The 15,455-nt window shown below is 71.0% G+C and carries 16 protein-coding genes; 10 read left to right on the plus strand and 6 right to left on the minus strand.

Features of this window, described 5'->3' with window-relative positions:
* Positions 1–3: 3 nt before the first annotated feature.
* Positions 4–492, minus strand: a complete 489-nt coding sequence (locus Q7A36_RS23975; RefSeq protein WP_305106285.1) for a DUF3280 domain-containing protein — start codon at positions 490–492, stop codon at positions 4–6.
* Positions 493–572: 80 nt separating this feature from the next.
* Between Q7A36_RS23975 and Q7A36_RS23980 the strand changes: the two genes are divergently transcribed.
* Genes Q7A36_RS23980 through Q7A36_RS23990 form a run of 3 tightly spaced genes read left to right on the plus strand, consistent with a single transcriptional unit; the run spans position 573 to position 3,282 of the window.
* Positions 573–1,763: an ABC transporter substrate-binding protein gene (locus Q7A36_RS23980; protein WP_305106286.1), complete on the plus strand. Its 1,191-nt coding sequence runs from the start codon at positions 573–575 to the stop codon at positions 1,761–1,763.
* Complete coding sequence (locus tag Q7A36_RS23985) at positions 1,748–2,707, plus strand: PQQ-dependent catabolism-associated beta-propeller protein (RefSeq protein ID WP_305106287.1); 960 nt, start codon at positions 1,748–1,750, stop codon at positions 2,705–2,707. Before Q7A36_RS23980 ends, Q7A36_RS23985 begins: the two co-directional genes overlap by 16 nt.
* Positions 2,704–3,282 (plus strand): hypothetical protein, encoded by a 579-nt coding sequence (locus Q7A36_RS23990; RefSeq protein WP_305106288.1) that lies wholly within the window; start codon positions 2,704–2,706, stop codon positions 3,280–3,282. The genes Q7A36_RS23985 and Q7A36_RS23990 overlap by 4 nt, the downstream gene beginning before the upstream one ends.
* Before the next feature lie 5 nt (positions 3,283–3,287).
* On the opposite strand, the gene Q7A36_RS23995 is transcribed toward Q7A36_RS23990, so the two are convergent.
* From Q7A36_RS23995 to Q7A36_RS24005, 3 genes are read right to left on the minus strand one after another with little or no spacing between them, the layout of a single operon-like run.
* Entirely contained in the window at positions 3,288–4,085 is a 798-nt protein-coding gene (locus tag Q7A36_RS23995; RefSeq protein ID WP_305106289.1) for a substrate-binding domain-containing protein, read from the minus strand.
* A 2-nt stretch (positions 4,086–4,087) separates the two neighbouring features.
* On the minus strand, positions 4,088–4,498 hold the full coding sequence (locus Q7A36_RS24000) for a c-type cytochrome (RefSeq protein ID WP_305106290.1): 411 nt from the start codon (positions 4,496–4,498) through the stop codon (positions 4,088–4,090).
* A 55-nt stretch (positions 4,499–4,553) separates the two neighbouring features.
* Positions 4,554–6,341 (minus strand): methanol/ethanol family PQQ-dependent dehydrogenase, encoded by a 1,788-nt coding sequence (locus tag Q7A36_RS24005; protein WP_305106291.1) that lies wholly within the window; start codon positions 6,339–6,341, stop codon positions 4,554–4,556.
* Positions 6,342–6,641: 300 nt separating this feature from the next.
* On the opposite strand from Q7A36_RS24005, the gene Q7A36_RS24010 reads away from it, so the two are divergent.
* The 3 genes from Q7A36_RS24010 (at position 6,642) to Q7A36_RS24020 (ending at position 8,087) form a co-directional block, all read left to right on the plus strand.
* Positions 6,642–7,301: a hypothetical protein gene (locus Q7A36_RS24010; protein WP_305106292.1), complete on the plus strand. Its 660-nt coding sequence runs from the start codon at positions 6,642–6,644 to the stop codon at positions 7,299–7,301.
* A complete protein-coding gene (locus Q7A36_RS24015) occupies positions 7,298–7,630 on the plus strand; it encodes a hypothetical protein (protein WP_305106293.1) in 333 nt (110 codons plus the stop codon). The genes Q7A36_RS24010 and Q7A36_RS24015 overlap by 4 nt, the downstream gene beginning before the upstream one ends.
* 253 nt (positions 7,631–7,883) lie before the next feature.
* Positions 7,884–8,087: a hypothetical protein gene (locus Q7A36_RS24020; RefSeq protein WP_305106294.1), complete on the plus strand. Its 204-nt coding sequence runs from the start codon at positions 7,884–7,886 to the stop codon at positions 8,085–8,087.
* Between the two features lie 245 nt (positions 8,088–8,332).
* On the opposite strand, the gene Q7A36_RS24025 is transcribed toward Q7A36_RS24020, so the two are convergent.
* Both Q7A36_RS24025 and Q7A36_RS24030 read right to left on the minus strand, forming a co-directional pair.
* Positions 8,333–9,313, minus strand: a complete 981-nt coding sequence (locus Q7A36_RS24025; protein ID WP_305106295.1) for a Bug family tripartite tricarboxylate transporter substrate binding protein — start codon at positions 9,311–9,313, stop codon at positions 8,333–8,335.
* A gap of 308 nt (positions 9,314–9,621) precedes the next feature.
* On the minus strand, positions 9,622–11,394 hold the full coding sequence (locus tag Q7A36_RS24030; RefSeq protein ID WP_305106296.1) for an AMP-dependent synthetase/ligase: 1,773 nt from the start codon (positions 11,392–11,394) through the stop codon (positions 9,622–9,624).
* A 205-nt stretch (positions 11,395–11,599) separates the two neighbouring features.
* On the opposite strand from Q7A36_RS24030, the gene Q7A36_RS24035 reads away from it, so the two are divergent.
* The 4 genes from Q7A36_RS24035 to Q7A36_RS24050 all read left to right on the plus strand — a co-directional run.
* Positions 11,600–13,357 (plus strand): M3 family oligoendopeptidase, encoded by a 1,758-nt coding sequence (locus Q7A36_RS24035; protein ID WP_305106301.1) that lies wholly within the window; start codon positions 11,600–11,602, stop codon positions 13,355–13,357.
* Positions 13,354–14,709 carry an ABC1 kinase family protein gene (locus Q7A36_RS24040; protein WP_305106297.1) on the plus strand — a complete coding sequence of 452 codons (1,356 nt, stop codon included), beginning with the start codon at positions 13,354–13,356 and terminating at the stop codon, positions 14,707–14,709. The genes Q7A36_RS24035 and Q7A36_RS24040 overlap by 4 nt, the downstream gene beginning before the upstream one ends.
* Before the next feature lie 41 nt (positions 14,710–14,750).
* Entirely contained in the window at positions 14,751–15,098 is a 348-nt protein-coding gene (locus tag Q7A36_RS24045; protein WP_305106298.1) for a nucleotidyltransferase family protein, read from the plus strand.
* The coding region (locus tag Q7A36_RS24050; protein WP_305106299.1) for a HEPN domain-containing protein at positions 15,092–15,455 on the plus strand (364 nt) is incomplete at its 3' end. The genes Q7A36_RS24045 and Q7A36_RS24050, both read left to right, overlap by 7 nt.

Here is a 15,455-nt window from a genome sequence, read left to right on the forward strand (position 1 = left end):
GGCTCAGCGCGCGGCCAGCAGCCGGTTGCGCAGCAGCCAGCGCGTGCCGTGCCGCCAACTCTCGTCGGTATTGCCGCGGATATCGGCGCTCCAGGCGCCGCGGGGCGCGCTGGAGGGCGCCTCGATTAGCGCGAGGTTGATGTTGAGGATCAGGTTGCTGACCTTCTGCACGACCGTGACGAGGGCGAGCCGGGCGCCGAGCGCCGCGGCCGCCTCGGCCGCGCAGGCCGTACAGCCATGCAGCGCCGGCCCTTCGGCGAGGCGCGCGCGCTGCGGCGCAACATCCACCACCTGGTAGCGGCCGGAGCCGGCGAGGCCCTGGCGCAACTCGGCGGTGATCATCGCCAGGCGTTGCTGCTGCTCCGGCCGCGGCCCCTCGCCGGAGGTATCGATCAGCTCGGCATCGAAGACGGCGATGGCCTCGGCCGCGGCGGCGGGCGGCGCCAGGGCCGCGAGCAGCAGCGGCAGGGCCGCACGGCGTGTTGAGTGCATGGATCCTCCGCGGCCCCCGCCCATTCCGTCAGGATACGCGCGACGGGCCGCCGGGATGCCGGCCCGCGGGAGGGAACGCATTGGCCATTGCCCGACGCGCGCTGCTGGCTGCGACGCTGCTGCCTGCGATGCTACCGCCCCTCCCGGCGCGGGCGCAGCCCGGGCCGCTGCGGATCGGCTATCTCTCCCTCCGTCCGCCGCGGCCGGTGGCCTCCACCCTGATCGAGCCGCCGCCGGCCGATGAGGGGCTGGACGGCGCGCGGCTCGGCATTGCCGACAATGCGACGACCGGTCGCTTCACCGGCCAGGAATTCGCGCTGGAGGAGCGCCGTGCCGACAACCCCGAGGAGGCGCTCGACGCGCTGCGCGGCCTGCTCGGCGCCGGCCTGCGGCTGGTGGTCGCCGACCTGCCGGCCGAGGTGCTGCTGCAGGCCGCGTCTGAGCCGCAGGCGCTGCTGCTGAACATCGCCGCGCCGGACGATGCGCTGCGCAACGCCGATTGCCGCCGCAACATGCTGCACCTGCTGCCGAGCCGCGCCATGCTGGCCGATGCGCTGGCGCAGTACCTGGCGCTGAAGCGCTGGCGGAACGTCTTCCTCGCCGCTGGGCCGCTGCCGGGCGACCAGGCCTATGCCGAGGCGATCCGCCGGGCCGCGAAGAAATTCGCCCTGCGCATCGTGCTCGACAAGCCCTGGAGCTTCGAGCCCGGCGCCCAGCGCACCGATACCGGCCACATGTCGATCGCCGCCGAGGCGGCGCGCTTCACCCAGGGCGCGCCGAGCTACGACGTGCTGGTCGTGGCGGACGAGGCCAATACCTGGGGCGACGGCCTCGCCTGGCGCACCACCGATCCGCGGCCCATCGCCGGCACCCAGGGCTTGTCCCCGACACTCTGGTCGCCGGTGCACGAGCAATGGGGCGCGACCCAGTTGCAGCGCCGCTTCCGCGCCCGCACCGGCCGCGTCATGACGCCGCTCGACCACGCCGCCTGGCTGGCGGTGCGCGCGGTCGGGGAGGGCGCGACGCGCAACCAGTCCCTGGACCCCGAGCGCCTCTGGGCCTTCCTGCGCAGCCCGCAATTCGAACTGGCGGGCTTCAAGGGCGCGCGGCTCTCCTTCCGCGACTGGGACGGGCAACTCCGCCAGCCCATCCTGCTGGCCGGGCCGCGGGCGCTCGTCTCGGTTTCCCCCCAGCCGGGCTACCAGCACCGGGTCTCGGAGCTGGATACCCTCGGCACCGACCGGCCGGAGACCCAATGCCGCGCCTTCTGATCCTCGCCTCCCTCCTCCTCGCCGCGGCCGCGGCGCGGGCGGAGACCATCCTCGTCTCGAACGAGAAGGACAACACCATCGCCGTGCTGGACGGCGAGAGCCTGAAGCTGCTGCGCACGATCAAGGTCGGCGAGCGGCCGCGGGGCATCGTCCTGTCGCAGGATGCGCGCTTCCTCTATGTCTGCGCCGGCGACAGCGACCGGATCGACGTGGTCGACCTGCAGAGCTGGCGGGTGGTGAGGCGCCTGCCGAGCGGCTCCGATCCGGAGAAGGCGGCGCTGCACCCGGACGGCAAGCGGCTCTTCGTCGCCAACGAGGACGACAACATGGTCACGGTCGTCGACCTGACCCGCGGCGTCGTCCTGCAGGAGATCCCGGTGGGCGTCGAGCCGGAGGGCCTGGGCATCAGCCCCGACGGCCGCTTCGTGGTCAATACCTCCGAGACCACGAACATGGCGCATGTCATCGAGGTCGAGAGCGGGAAGATCATCGCCAATGTCCTGGTCGGCGCGCGGCCGCGCTTCGTGCTGTGGGAGCCGGATGGCAAGCGCTTCTGGGTGTCCTCCGAGATCGGCGGGACGCTGACGCTGATCGGCGCCGATGATTGGAAGGTGCAGGGACAGGTCGGCTTCTCCATCCCCGGCGTGCCGGCGGAGGCGATCCAGCCGGTCGGCATGGTGCTCTCGCGCGACGGCAGCAAGCTCTTCGTCGCGCTCGGCCCGGCCAACCGGGTGGCGGTGATCGACGTCGCCACGCGGAAGGTCGAGAAGCTGCTGCTGGTCGGGCAGCGCGTCTGGAACCTGGCGCTCTCGGCCGATGGCGAAAGGCTCTATACCACCAATGGCGTCAGCAACGACCTCTCGGTCATCGACGTCTCGGCGATGCGCGTGACGCGCAGCGTGCCGGTGGGGCAGGCGCCCTGGGGCGTGGTGGTGAAGCCGTGACCCGCTGGCTGGCGCTGGCGCTGCTGGTGCCGGCGGCCGCCTGGGCCCAGCCGAAAGGGGACCCGGACTGGCCCTGCCCGCAGCGCCTGGTGCCGGTCGTCTCCGCCGCCGCGCTCTGGCCGGAGGCCGGGGAGGGCGACTGGCGCGCCGAGCCGGACGTCGCCACGCTGGTCGGGCGCATCGCCCCGCGCGCGGTGGAAGAGCGCGAGGGCGTCGCCGCCATCGAGGGCTTCGCCGCGCCGCTCGGCGTCGATCGGCGCCGGCGCCTGCTGCCGCTCGCCTTCGCCGGTGCGCTCGAGGAGACGAATGCCCAACGCGGGCAGGTGATCGAGCAGATCCGCCGCTTCGCCCGGCACCAGCGCGAGCTCGCCGGGCGCGTGCGGGGGCTGGAGGCGGAGCTGCGCGCCGCGCCGCCGGAGGCGCGGGAGGAGCTGGAGCAGCGCCACGCCTTCGCCGCCAAGACCTATACGGAGGCCGAGCGCACCCTGCGCTATGCCTGCGAGGTCCCGGTGCGGCTGGAAGCCCGCCTCGGCGCCTATGCCCGCGCGCTGCGGGCGGCGCTGCCGCCCGAATAGCTGCCCTAGGGCGGCTGCAGCCGGCCCTCCGCATCCAGCAGCGGCACGCCGTAGTCGCGCAGGATGGCGTCGATCTCGCCCTGGTGGTCCCGGATCGCGGTGTTGATCCGGCGGCGCCATTCCGGCTCCTGCGCGCGGATGCCCATGGTGATGAAGAAGTCCATGCGCGCCACGCCGGCCTCCGTCGGCAGCGCGCGCAGGGCAATGGGCAGGCCCTTCACCTTGGCCTGGTAACCGGCGATCGGACCCCAGACCAGCGCGGCATCCAGCTCCCCGTCGGCGACCGCCTGCATCAGGTCGGCGCCCGGGCTCTCATGCCGCGTATCCACTGCCAGCGGGAAGAAGCGCGCATTGCCGATCAGGCCGTTGCGCAGCAGCAGGTCGATCGGCGGCGTGCGGGCGATGGCGCCGAGCCTGAGCGACTTCATCGCCGGATCGTCCAGCCGCTCCGGCACCGGGCGGTCGCGCCGGTACGCGATGACATAGGTGGTGTGGTAGTAGGGATTGGTGTTCTGCATCAGCTCGTCGCCGGCGACCGTCCCCATCACCAGGTCGCAGCGGCCCGCGCGCAGCGTGTTGCGCACGAAGCCCTGCACCTGCGGGAAGAAGACGTAGTCGAGCTTGCGGTCGAGCGCCCTGGCCAGGAGCGTCGCGATGCGGTTCTCGAACCCCTCGCCGCGGTCGTTGGAGAAGGGCAGGTTGGCCGGGTCGGCGCAGACGCGCAGCGCGTCCGTCGCCACCAGGTCGCCGGTCTGCGCCGCCGCCGGCATGGCGAGCAGCAGCGCGGCCAGCGCCGCCCGCATCCTCACTTCGGCAGCCGCTCCGGGCGGCCACGGCCCAGGGCGCCGTCCGAGCGTGCCTTCAGATAGGCATAGATGTCGTCGAGATAGGTGACGACATCCTCGACATGGCCGAAGGACGGCATGACGTTCTGCTGCGCCGTGCTGACGTTCTGCCGGCCGTTGATGACGGTCTCGGCGAACTGCTCATGCGTCAGGTGCTTGAGGGATTCGATCAGGTTCGGCGCGTAGCTGCTGCCGGCGCCGTCCGGGCCGTGGCATTGCAGGCAGGAATTCCCGTAGCGCCGGTAGCCGTTGTAGACGGACTGGTCCACCTTGCCGTCCTCGACGTGGTAGGGCCTTTCGTAGTCGTCGGCGGCCCGGGCCGCGCCGGCGAGTGCGGCGAGCGCCAGTGCGCAGGCAACCAGTATCTTCATCGAAGCACTCCTGGAGGCCGGCACCGCGGGGGTGCCGGCCCTGAGGCGAGGGTGATCAGTTCGGCAGGGCGAAGACGGTCAGCACGCCGCCGAGCTGCGTATAGTCCGAGAGCGCGCGATAGGCGCCGACCGCGCCGAGGCCTTCCTGCTCGCCCTGCAGGCCGGCCGCCATGCCGATGCCGGCCCAGCCGCCTACGCCGGACAGCACCGCCACGTACTGCTTGCCCTTGTGGGTGAAGGTGTTGACGTTGCCGATGATGCCGGACGGGGTGCGGTAGCTGAACAGCTCCTTGCCGTCCTTCGTGTCCACCGCCTTCAGGTAGCCCTCGAGCGTGCCGTAGAAGACGATGTCGCCGGCGGTCGCCAGGGCGCCCGACCAGACGGAGAAGCGCTCCGGCTTCGACCAGGCGATCTTCCCGGTGGCCGGGTTCCAGGCGATGAAGTTGCCCAGGTTGTCCGAGCCCTTCGGCGGATACATCGACAGCGTCGCGCCGACGAAGGGCTGGCCCGCGGTGTAGGAGACGCGGAAGGGCTCGTAGTCCATGCAGACATGGTTGGTCGGCACGAAGAGCAGGTTGGCGCGCGGCGACCAGGCGGAAGGCTGCTGGTCCTTGCTGCCGAGCGCGGCGGGGCAGATGTTCTGGGTATTGGTGTCCTCGCCCTGCGCGCGCGTGGAGTACTGGCTGACCACCTGGGGCCGGCCGGTCTCCATGTCCACATGCGTCGCCCAGTTCACCGCCGGATCGTACTTCTGCGCGACCATGAGCTGGCCGTTCTCGCGGTCCAGCGTATAGCCGAAGCCGTTGCGGTCCATATGGACCAGGGCCTTGGCGACGCGCTGGTTGCCGACCTGCAGGTTGTCGACCAGCACCATCTCGTTGATGCCGTCGTAGTCCCACTCGTCATGCGGCGTCATCTGGTAGACCCACTTCGCCACGCCCGTAGTGGCATCGCGCGCGAAGATGGTCATGGACCACTTGTTGTCGCCCGGCCGCTGCACCGGGTTCCAGGTGCCGGGATTGCCGGAGCCGTAATAGACCAGGTTCAGGTCGGGGTCGTAGCTGAACCAGCCCCAGGTGGAGCCGCCGCCCATCTTCCACTGATCGCCTTCCCAGCTCTTGATGGAGCTGTTGGCCCCGACGGGCTGGCCCATCGCCGTTGTCTTCTGCGGGTCGAACTTGATGTCCTCGTCCGTCCCGATGGAATAGGCGCGCCAGACCTGCTTGCCGTCGGCCAGGCTATAGGCCGTGACATGGCCGCGGATCCCGAACTCGCCGCCCGAGATGCCGATCAGCACCTTGTCGCCGAAGACCATGGGCGCCATGGTCGCGGTCTCGCCCTTGGCCGGGTCGCCGTTCTTGACCTTCCAGACCTCCTTGCCGGTCTTGGCGTCGAGCGCGACGACGGTCGTGTCGGCCTGGCTGAGGATGATCTTGCCGTCGGCATAAGCCGGGCCGCGGTTCACCGTGTCGCAGCACATCACGCCGATGACGCTCGGATCCTGCGTCGGCTCGTAGCGCCAGAGCACGCGGCCGGGATTGTTGAGGTCGAGCGCGAAGACGCGGTTGGGGAAGGGCGTGTGGATGTACATCACGTCGCCCACGACCAGCGGCCCGCCCTCATGCCCGCGCAGCACGCCGGTCGAGAACTGCCAGGACGGGCGCAGGTTGGCGACGTTCTCGCGGGTGATCTGGTTCAGCTCGCTGTAACGCCAGGACGCGTAGTTGCCGTTGGGCATGACCCATTGGTTCGGGTCGCGCTGCATGCGCAGCAATTCCGGGTTCGCAGAGGCGCCGGTGGCCACTGTGGCCAGGGCGACCGCAAGGGCGGCGCGTCGCAACATCTTGTCGTTCCTCCGTCGGCCTTGGGGCCGAACTTGACGGTTCCTTTTTTCGCCGGTGGCGCTTGCCGCCGGGCAGACAGAACGCGGCGCGAATGAGCGCGTTGCCGTCTGCATCGGAAGCTATTGGGTCCTTCTTTGGTCGTACAAGCCTTCTTTGGTCGTACATGCGCAGTGCAGCAGCGCCGCCGCGCACGACTTCGATATTGCGCATGCCGCGATCATCGCTGGACGCGTGGAATCGCCACGCTAGCCTTGCCGGGGACGAGAGCAAGCGGGAGCGGCGATGCGGGAATCCGTGCGATGAGTGGACGTCGTGCGTTGCTCGGCCTGCTCGCCGGCCTGCCCGTCGCGGCGCGGGCGCAGCAGACGCCGCCGCTTTCCGAGGCGCAGCGTCTGCTGTTCGAGACGCCGCACCTTGCCGCCCTGCAGTTGCCGCTGCGGCTTGACTATGCCTTCCTGCGTGAAGAGGCGGGGCACGAGCCCGTGCGTGACTCCATCCGCCTGCGCGTCACTGCGGGCGAGGAGGAGGGGCACCGGGACATCACGCCGGAATTCCTGAGCGGCCCGCGCAACATCCGCTACCCGCAGGTGCACGGCTTCCGCGGCAATCCCCTGCTGCTCTTCGCGCTGGACCGCGACGTGCGGGAGTTGAGCGCGGCGACGGGCGGCAGCACCGAATGGTTCCGCAACCATATTCGCCGCGCCCTGCTGGACCATGCGGCGCTGTCCGACACGGTCGTCGAACTCGCGGGGCGGCAGGTCGCTGCGCGGGAGGTTTCGCTGCAGCCCTTCGGGGGTGAACCGCGCGCCGGGCGCTTCCAGGCCAAGCGCTACCAGTTCGTCCTGTCGCCCGAGGTGCCCGGCTGGATCGACCGGATCCGCACGGCGGTCCCGGAAGGCGGCGTGGTCGAGGAGATCGCCTTCCTCGCCGCCGTGCCGCTCGGGGAGGCGACGCGGTGACGCGCTGGCTGCTCCTGCCCGCGCTGCTGCTGCCCGGCCTCGCGGCGGCGCATGACTACCCGACCGTCGCGCGCGCCGACTACGTGCTGGGCTGCATGGCGGCGAACGGCAATACCCGCCTGGCACTGGAGCGCTGCGCCTGCGCCATCGACGCCATCGCCGGGCAACTGCCCTATGACCGCTACGAGGCGGCGGATACCATCCTGCGCATGCAGGCCGGCAATCTCGGCGAGCGGGCGGGCGCCTTCCGCGACCCGCCGCAGGCGCGGGCGGAGGTGGAGGCGCTGCAGCGCGCGCAGGCGGAGGCGACGCTGCGCTGCTTCCCCTGAGCAAGCCCCTCGGGGTTTGCGCTGCAACAAGACCCTCAGCAGGCTTTCGCTTCCAAGGGTTGGGCCGCACGACGTGTGGCCCAAGCAGCGAAAGTCTGCTTGGGCGGTGAATGATCGCATACGAAATCGCTGGTTCGTGAGAAGGCCCATGTGCTAGGCAGGCGTTGCAGCCGCTCAGCGGCGGCATGCCTGCATCGGGGGAAGCGCGTCCATATCGGTCACCTGACTACCCCTGATGGAAAGACATTCTGCCTTGATCGAACTCGTCATGGTTGTTTGCCTCGCCGCCTCCCCCGCCGAGTGCCGGGAAGAGCGGCCGGTCACTGACATCAACTCCGTCATGGCCTGCGCCACGCAGGGCCAGATGGTCGCGGCGCAATGGCTGGCCCAGCATCCCGCCTTCACCCTCAGCCGCTGGCGCTGCGAGGTGAATGTGCCGCGGCAGGAGAAGATCTGACCCGGTCTGGCCTGCGGGACGGGATGACACCAATCCGCGACCATGCTGGCGCATGAGCCTGCCCTCGTCCCGCCGTCCTCGAAGGGGCGTTGCTGCTGCGGCAACTAATGCCCGGGGGCCGGCCGCGCCCGCTCGGCATGCGTGCCGGCCCGGCTATCCCGGGCTCGCCATGCCGCGCGTCGGTGCCGCAGCGGCACCGCTTGCGGTGGCCGCGGCCGGACCGCGCCCGCTCCCCGACGCGGCGCCTATTCCATCCGCGCGCCGCTGATCCTCACCATCTCCGCCAGCATCGGCCGCTGCCGCGCGGCATGCGCCACCGCATCCTCCGGCGTGGACCAGGTGCATTTCGCGCCGGTCTGCAGGAAGCGCCGCTGCATCGCCGGGTCGGCCGCGACTTCCTTCATCGCGGCGTTCACCTTGTCCACCACCGCCTTTGGCATGCCGGCGGGGCCGACCCAGGCGCACCAGGAGGTGATGACGAAGTCCGGCACGCCGGCCTCCGCCATGGTCGGGATGTTCGGCAGCGTCGTCCAGCGCTCGGGGCTGGTCACCGCATAGGCCTTCAGCCGCCCCTCGGCGATCACCGGGATGTAGCTGGCCAGGTTGTCGATGGCGAAGGTGAGATCGCCCGCCAGCATGGCCGGGATGATCTGCGCCGCGCCGCGGAAGGGCACGTGCTGGCCGTCGATCTTCTGCCGGTCGCAGAACAGGGCGCCCGAGAGATGCGCCGTGGTGCCGACGCCCGGGCTGCCGAAGCTGACGCCGTTGCGGCGCGACCGCGCCCAGTCGATGAAGGCGGGCAGCGTGTCGGGCGGCGTGAACTGCGCCGGCGCCACCACGACATTCGGCAATTCCCAGTGCAGGGAGACGACGGAGAAGTCCTTCTCCGGGTCGAAGGGCAGCCTGGCGTAGAGGAACTGCGCGACGGAGAGGTTGGCGATCGTCGCCGGCCCCATGGTGTAGCCGTCCGGCGCGGCCTTCGCGATCGCCTCCATGCCGATATTGCCGCTCGCGCCCGGCCGGTTCTCCAGCACGAAGGGCTGGCCGAGCTTGGCCTGGAGCTGCTCCGAGAGGAGGCGCGCCAGCACGTCGGTGGAGCCGCCGGGCGGCCAGGGGACCACCACGCGCACCGGGCGGTTCGGCCAGTCGCTGCCCGATTGCGCCAGGGCGGGCGTGGCGAGCGGCAGCGTGGAGGCACCCAACAGCAGGGTGCGGCGAGCGAGCATCAAGGCGTTCTCCCGGTTGAAGCTGGTCTTGCGCCGGCCATCGCACGGAATGCCCGCCGCGCAAAGGGGGAGGGCCCGCGCCGCTCAGCGGTCAACAGGCCAGGGGTCAGCGCCCCGCGCGGGCGCCGCCAGCCGCGCCTTGCAGGTCGGGCGGGTCGATGCGGGCTTCCGCGCCATGCGGCGCTCCGGTCACCGGCGCGCCTCGGCCGGCGGCACGGACCCGATATCGACCGACACCGGCCGGATGGCGCCGCCGCGTCTCGCAGGGCCGGTCCCGCAATCCCAGGCCCGCTCGCGTCCTGCGCCCCCTAGCGATAGAGGGCGGCAAGCTCGCCCTGGTACCGCTCGATCACCAGCCGCCGCTTCACCTTCATGGTCGGCGTCAGCAGCCCGTTCTCCACGGAGAAGGCGGCCGGTGCCGGCATCCAGCGCCGGATGCGCTCGATGGTCGAGAGCCTGGCATTCACCCGCGCGACGGCCGCGCCCAGCTTCTCCGCCATGCCCTCGGCCGGGACCAGCAGGGCGACGATCCCGGGGCGGCCCTCCCCGGCCACGACCGCCTGGGCGATCTCGGGCTCGGCCATCAGCAGCCCCTCGAGCTTGGCAGGGCTGACCATGTCGCCGCCGAGGGTCTTGATGAAGTCCCGCTTGCGGTCGGTGACGACGATGCGCCCGTCCTCGATCCGCGCCACGTCGCCGGTGTGCAGCCAGGTCGCGCCGTCCGGGCCGGGCCTCAGCGCGGCCGCCGTCGCCTCCGGGTTGTTCCAGTAGCCGTCCATGACCAGGTCGCCCTTGATCAGCAGCTCCCCGTCCCCGGCGATGGCCGCCTGCACGCCCTCGAGCGGCCGGCCGACCGTGTGGCGGCGGTTGTCCCAGGGCTCGTTCACGCTGATGACCGGCCCGGCCTCGCTCTGGCCATAGCCCTGGATCAGCGGCAGGCCGAGGGCGATGAAGAAGCCGGAGAGGTCGGGGTCGAGCCGCGCCCCGCCCGAGACCAGCGCCTTCAGCCGCCCTCCGAAGCGGGCCCGGACCTTGTCGCGGACCAGCCGGTCGAGGACGGGGTCCAGCAGCCGCTGCCCGAGGCCGGGCGGCGGCCCGTCCATCCGCCGCAGGCCGAGCGACAGCGCCGCCTCGAAGAGCCGCTGCTTCAGGCCCTTCTCCTTCTCGACCTGCGCCAGCATCCGCGCCCGCAGCACCTCGAAGAGCCGCGGCACGGCGGTGACGATGGCGGGGCGGATCTCCTGGAACTCGGCCGCCAGCCGCTCGGCGCCGCGGGAATAGACCACTTCCATGCCCATCGAGGGCAGCAGGAAGCAGCCGACGGTGTGCTCGTAGCTGTGGGAGAGGGGGAGGAAGGAGAGGTAGGGCTCGCCCTCGACGTCGAGCCGCTCGATGAGGTGCCGCACCCCCTCCCGGTTCGCCAGCATGGCCCGGTGCGGCAGCATGACGCCGCGCGGGGTGCCGCCGGTGCCGCTGGTATAGATCAGGCAGGCGAGCCGCCCGGCCGGGATCTGCTCGGCCTCCGCCATCAGCAGGGCGGCATCAGCGGGATGCGCGGCGGCCTCGGCCCAGGTCCGGGCGGGCAGGCCGGGCGCCTCCTCCATGCAGAGCAGCAGGTCCAGCCCGCCGGTCTGCGCCGCGGCCTCCGCCACCCGCCTCGCCAGGGTGGCGGTCGAGACGATGGCGGCGCGCGCCGCGGAATCCCGCAGGATATGCGCGTGGTCGGCGACGGTATTGGTGGTGTAGGTCGGGACCGTGACGCCGCCGATCGCCATGACGGCGCAGTCCGCGACGTTCCATTCCGGCCGGCTCTCGCTGACCAGGGCGACGCGGTCGCCGGGCATGATGCCCCGGCTGCGCAGCCAGGCCGCGACATGCGCCACCTGCTCGGCGAAATCGCCCCAGCGCAGGCGCTGCCAGGCATTGTCCCGCCAGTACCGCAGCATCGGCCGGTTCGGGTGCTTTCGCGCGAGCGCAAAGAGCATCCCCGGCAGGCTGGTCCAGCCGCTCGTCCCGCGGCTCTCCGGCCGCTTCCCAAGCTTCGCTCCGCCCGGCATGGCGAGCGCTTCCGTCTGCGACATGGCCTCCCTCTGACCCCCTGCCTCCGCACCGCCCCGGCTTGGCCGCGACGGGCGCGGCCTTATATGGGGAGATGTGACCCGATCCGAGCCCATTTCGACCCCGACCCATACCGCCGCCGATGCTGCGACGGGCGCGGGTCTTCCGCCGGCCCCCCGGGCTGTCCAGGCACCTCTCGATGCCGGCGGGTCCGCCGGCGGCGGGCCGCTGCCGGTCTGGGACCTGTCCGACCTCTATGCCTCGCCCGAGGATCCGCGGCTCGCCGCCGATCTCGACCGGGCGGAGGAGGATGGCAAGGCCTTTTCCGCGAAGTTTTCCGGCCGGCTCGCCGGCCTGCCCGGCGACACCCTGGCCGAGGCGGTCGCCGATTACGAGCGGATCGAGGAGGTGCTCGGCCGGGCGATGAGCTACGGCCAGCTCGTCTTTGCCGGCGACGCGCAGGACCCGGCCAATGGCCGCTTCTTCCAGACATTGCAGGAGCGGGTGACGACCATCTCCTCGCACCTGTTGTTCTTCACGCTCGAGCTCAACCGGCTGGAGGATGCGGAGCTGGAGCGCAAGCTCGCCGGCAGCATGGCGCTGCGGCGATGGCAGCCCTGGCTGCGGGACCTCCGCGTCTTCCGCCCGCACCAGCTCTCGGACGAGCTCGAGAAGCTGCTGCACGAGAAGGAGGTGACGGGCCGCGCCGCCTGGAACCGCCTCTTTGACGAGACCATCGCCGGCATGACCGTGACGGTCGGGGGGGAGGAGCTGACCGTCTCGGCGGCGCTGAACCGGCTCTCGGACCGCGACCGCGCGGTGCGGGCGGCGGCGGCGAAGGGCATCTCGGAGGCCTTCGGCTCGCGCATCCGGCTCTTCGGCCTGATCACCAATACCCTCGCCAAGGACAAGGAGATCCTCGACACCTGGCGGCGCTACCCGCGCCCGGGCAGCGCCCGCAACCGCGGCAACATGGTCGAGGACGAAGTGGTGGACGCGCTGGTGACGGCGGTCCGCGCCAGCTATCCGCGCCTGTCGCACCGCTACTACGCCATGAAGGCGAAGTGGCTGGGCCTGCCCAGGCTGCAGCACTGGGACCGCAACGCCCCGCTGCCGGAGGAGCAGGACCGGTCGATCGCCTGGCCGGAGGCGGTGAAGACCGTGCTCGACAGCTACCGCGCCTTCAGCCCGGACCTCGCGGCGATCGGCGGCCGCTTCTTCGAGCGGCCCTGGATCGATGCGGCGCTGCGGCCGGGCAAGGCGAGCGGCGCATTCGCCCACCCGACGGTGCCCTCGGCGCATCCCTATCTGCTGCTGAACTACCACGGCAAGACGCGGGACGTGATGACGCTCGCGCACGAGTTGGGCCATGGCGTGCACCAGATCCTGGCGGGGGAGCAGGGCTACCTGCTCTCCGGCACGCCGCTGACGCTCGCTGAGACCGCCAGCGTGTTCGGCGAGATGCTGACCTTCCGCGGGTTGCTGGATGCGGAGACCGACCTGAAGCGGCGGCGCCTGATGCTGGCCGGCAAGGTCGAGGACATGCTGAACACGGTGGTCCGGCAGATCGCCTTCTACCGGTTCGAGACGCTGCTGCATGACGAGCGCCGGAAGGGCGAGCTCTCGGCCGAGCAGATCGCTGCCCTCTGGATGCAGGTGCAGACCGAGAGCCTGGGGCCGGCCTTCGATTTCACAGAGGATTACGGCGTCTACTGGGCTTATATCCCGCACTTCGTGCACAGCCCCTTCTATGTCTATGCCTATGCCTTCGGGGACTGCCTGGTGAACGCGCTCTATGGCGTGTACCGGGACGGCCAGGTGCAGGATTTCGAGCGGAAGTACCTGGAATTGCTGAAGGCGGGCGGCACCCTGCGCCACAAGGAGCTGCTGGCGCCCTTTGGCCTCGACGCATCGGACCCGCATTTCTGGCAGCGGGGCCTGGACGTGATCTCGGGCTTCATCGACGAACTGGAAAAGACTGCATGAGTGACCGCGAGAGCACCCTCTTCGGGGAGGTGCGGCGGATGGTGCGCACCTCGGGCGCCGTGGGCGGCATCGCCGCGCGCGTGGCGGGGGAGCGGTTCCTCGGCCTCAAGACCGACAAGTCCGCGCATGCCGAGGACCTGAAGCGCATCCTGGGCGGGCTGAAGGGCCCGATGATGAAGGTGGCGCAGTTCCTCTCCACCGTCCCGGATGCCCTGCCCGAGGAATATGCCGAGCAGCTTGCAACCCTGCAGGCCAATGCCCCGCCCATGGGCTGGTCCTTCGTCCGCCGCCGCATGCAGGGCGAGCTCGGCCCGGGCTGGGAGGCGAAGTTCAGGAGCTTCGGCAAGGAGGCCGCCGCCGCCGCCTCGCTCGGCCAGGTGCACAAGGCGGAGCTGCCGGACGGCACGCCGGTCGCCTGCAAGCTGCAATACCCTGATATGCCGAGCGTGGTGGAGGCCGATCTCCGCCAGCTCAGGCTGGCCATGCAGCTCTACCAGCGTATGGACACGGCCCTCGACAACGGGGAGGTCTACCAGGAGCTGCGCGACCGGCTGCGGGAGGAGCTGGACTACCTGCGGGAGGCGTCGCACCAGCGCCTCTACGGCCTCATGCTGGCGGACCAGCCGCATGTGCAGGTGCCGAAGCCGATCGAGGATTACTGCACCACCCGCCTGCTGACCATGACCTGGCTGGAGGGTACGCCGCTGGTCCGGCGGCTGGAGCAGGACCCGCCGACGGAGGAGCGGCAGGCCTATGCCGAGGGGCTGTTCCGGGCCTGGTACCGGCCCTTCTACCGCTATGGCGTCATCCATGGCGACCCGCATCTCGGCAACTACCAGGTGCGGCCGGACCGGCAGGGCATCAACCTCTTCGATTTCGGCACCATCCGGGTCTTCCCGCCGAGCTTCGTCGGCGGCGTCATCCTGCTCTTCGAGGCGGTGCGGGACCATGACGACGAGAAGGCGGCGGAGGCCTACCGGATCTGGGGCTTCCGCAATCTCTCGAAGGAGACGATGGCGGTTCTCAACCTCTGGGCGTCCTTCCTCTACGAGCCCCTGGTGCAGGACAAGGTCCGGCCGATCCAGTATTCCGACGACATGTCCTATGGGCGGAAGATCGCCGAGCAGGTGCATCAGGGCCTGAAGCGGACCGGCGGCGTGAAGATCCCGCGCGAGTTCCCGCTGATGGACCGGGCGGCTGTCGGCCTCGGCAGCGTCTTCCTCCGGCTGCGGGCGGAGATGAACTGGCACCGGCTCTTCATGGAGATGATCGAGGGGCTGTCGGAGCAGGCGGTGGCCGAGCGGCAGGCGAAGGCCCTGGCCGAGGCGGGGGTGCCGGCGCCGATGGCGTGACGCGGCGTCGCCAGGCCACCCGACCATGGTATGATATTGCCATGCCGCATCGCCTCAGCCCCGCCGAGGACCGCCTGCTGCAGTCCTTCGTCGCGCACCTGACGGCCCAGGCGCCCGCGGGGGCGGTCAGGGCCGTGCGGGTCTTCGGCAGCCGGGCCAGGGGCGGGTCCGACGAGCAATCCGATCTGGACGTTGCGATCGAACTGCGCGAGGGCGCCGACCGGGACGCCCTGCACCGCCTCGTCGCCGACCTGGCCTGGGAGGCGATGGAGGAGCGGGACGCGCATGACCTGGCCCTCGCGCCGGTCGTCCTGCCGCCCGGGCCGCGGACCGGGCTGCGCGACGCCGTCGCACGGGACGGCATCGAGATCTGGCGGGCGCCATGGTGAAGCCCGGCGGCCCGGCCGAGCATCTCGGCAAAGCGGCGGAATTCCTCGCCTCCGTCGCGGTGCTGCTGCGGGCCGGCCTCGCGGCCCGGGCCGCCTCGGACGCCTATTATGCAGCCTTCCACGCCGCGCAGGCGCTGCTGGCGACCGCGGGCCTCGCGGCCGAAACCCATGCGGGCGTGCACACCCTGCTCGCCCGGCACTTCGTCAAGGACGGCCCCTTGCCGGCCAGCCTCTCGCGCGACCTCACCCATCTCATGGCCGACCGACTGCTGGCTGATTATGGGGTGGAACAGGAAATGACGGCCGCGACCGCGCGGGAGGCCGTGGCCACCGGCATGCGGATCGTCGGCGCCTTGC

This window comes from Paracraurococcus lichenis, assembly GCF_030657435.1.
Lineage (GTDB): Bacteria > Pseudomonadota > Alphaproteobacteria > Acetobacterales > Acetobacteraceae > Paracraurococcus > Paracraurococcus lichenis.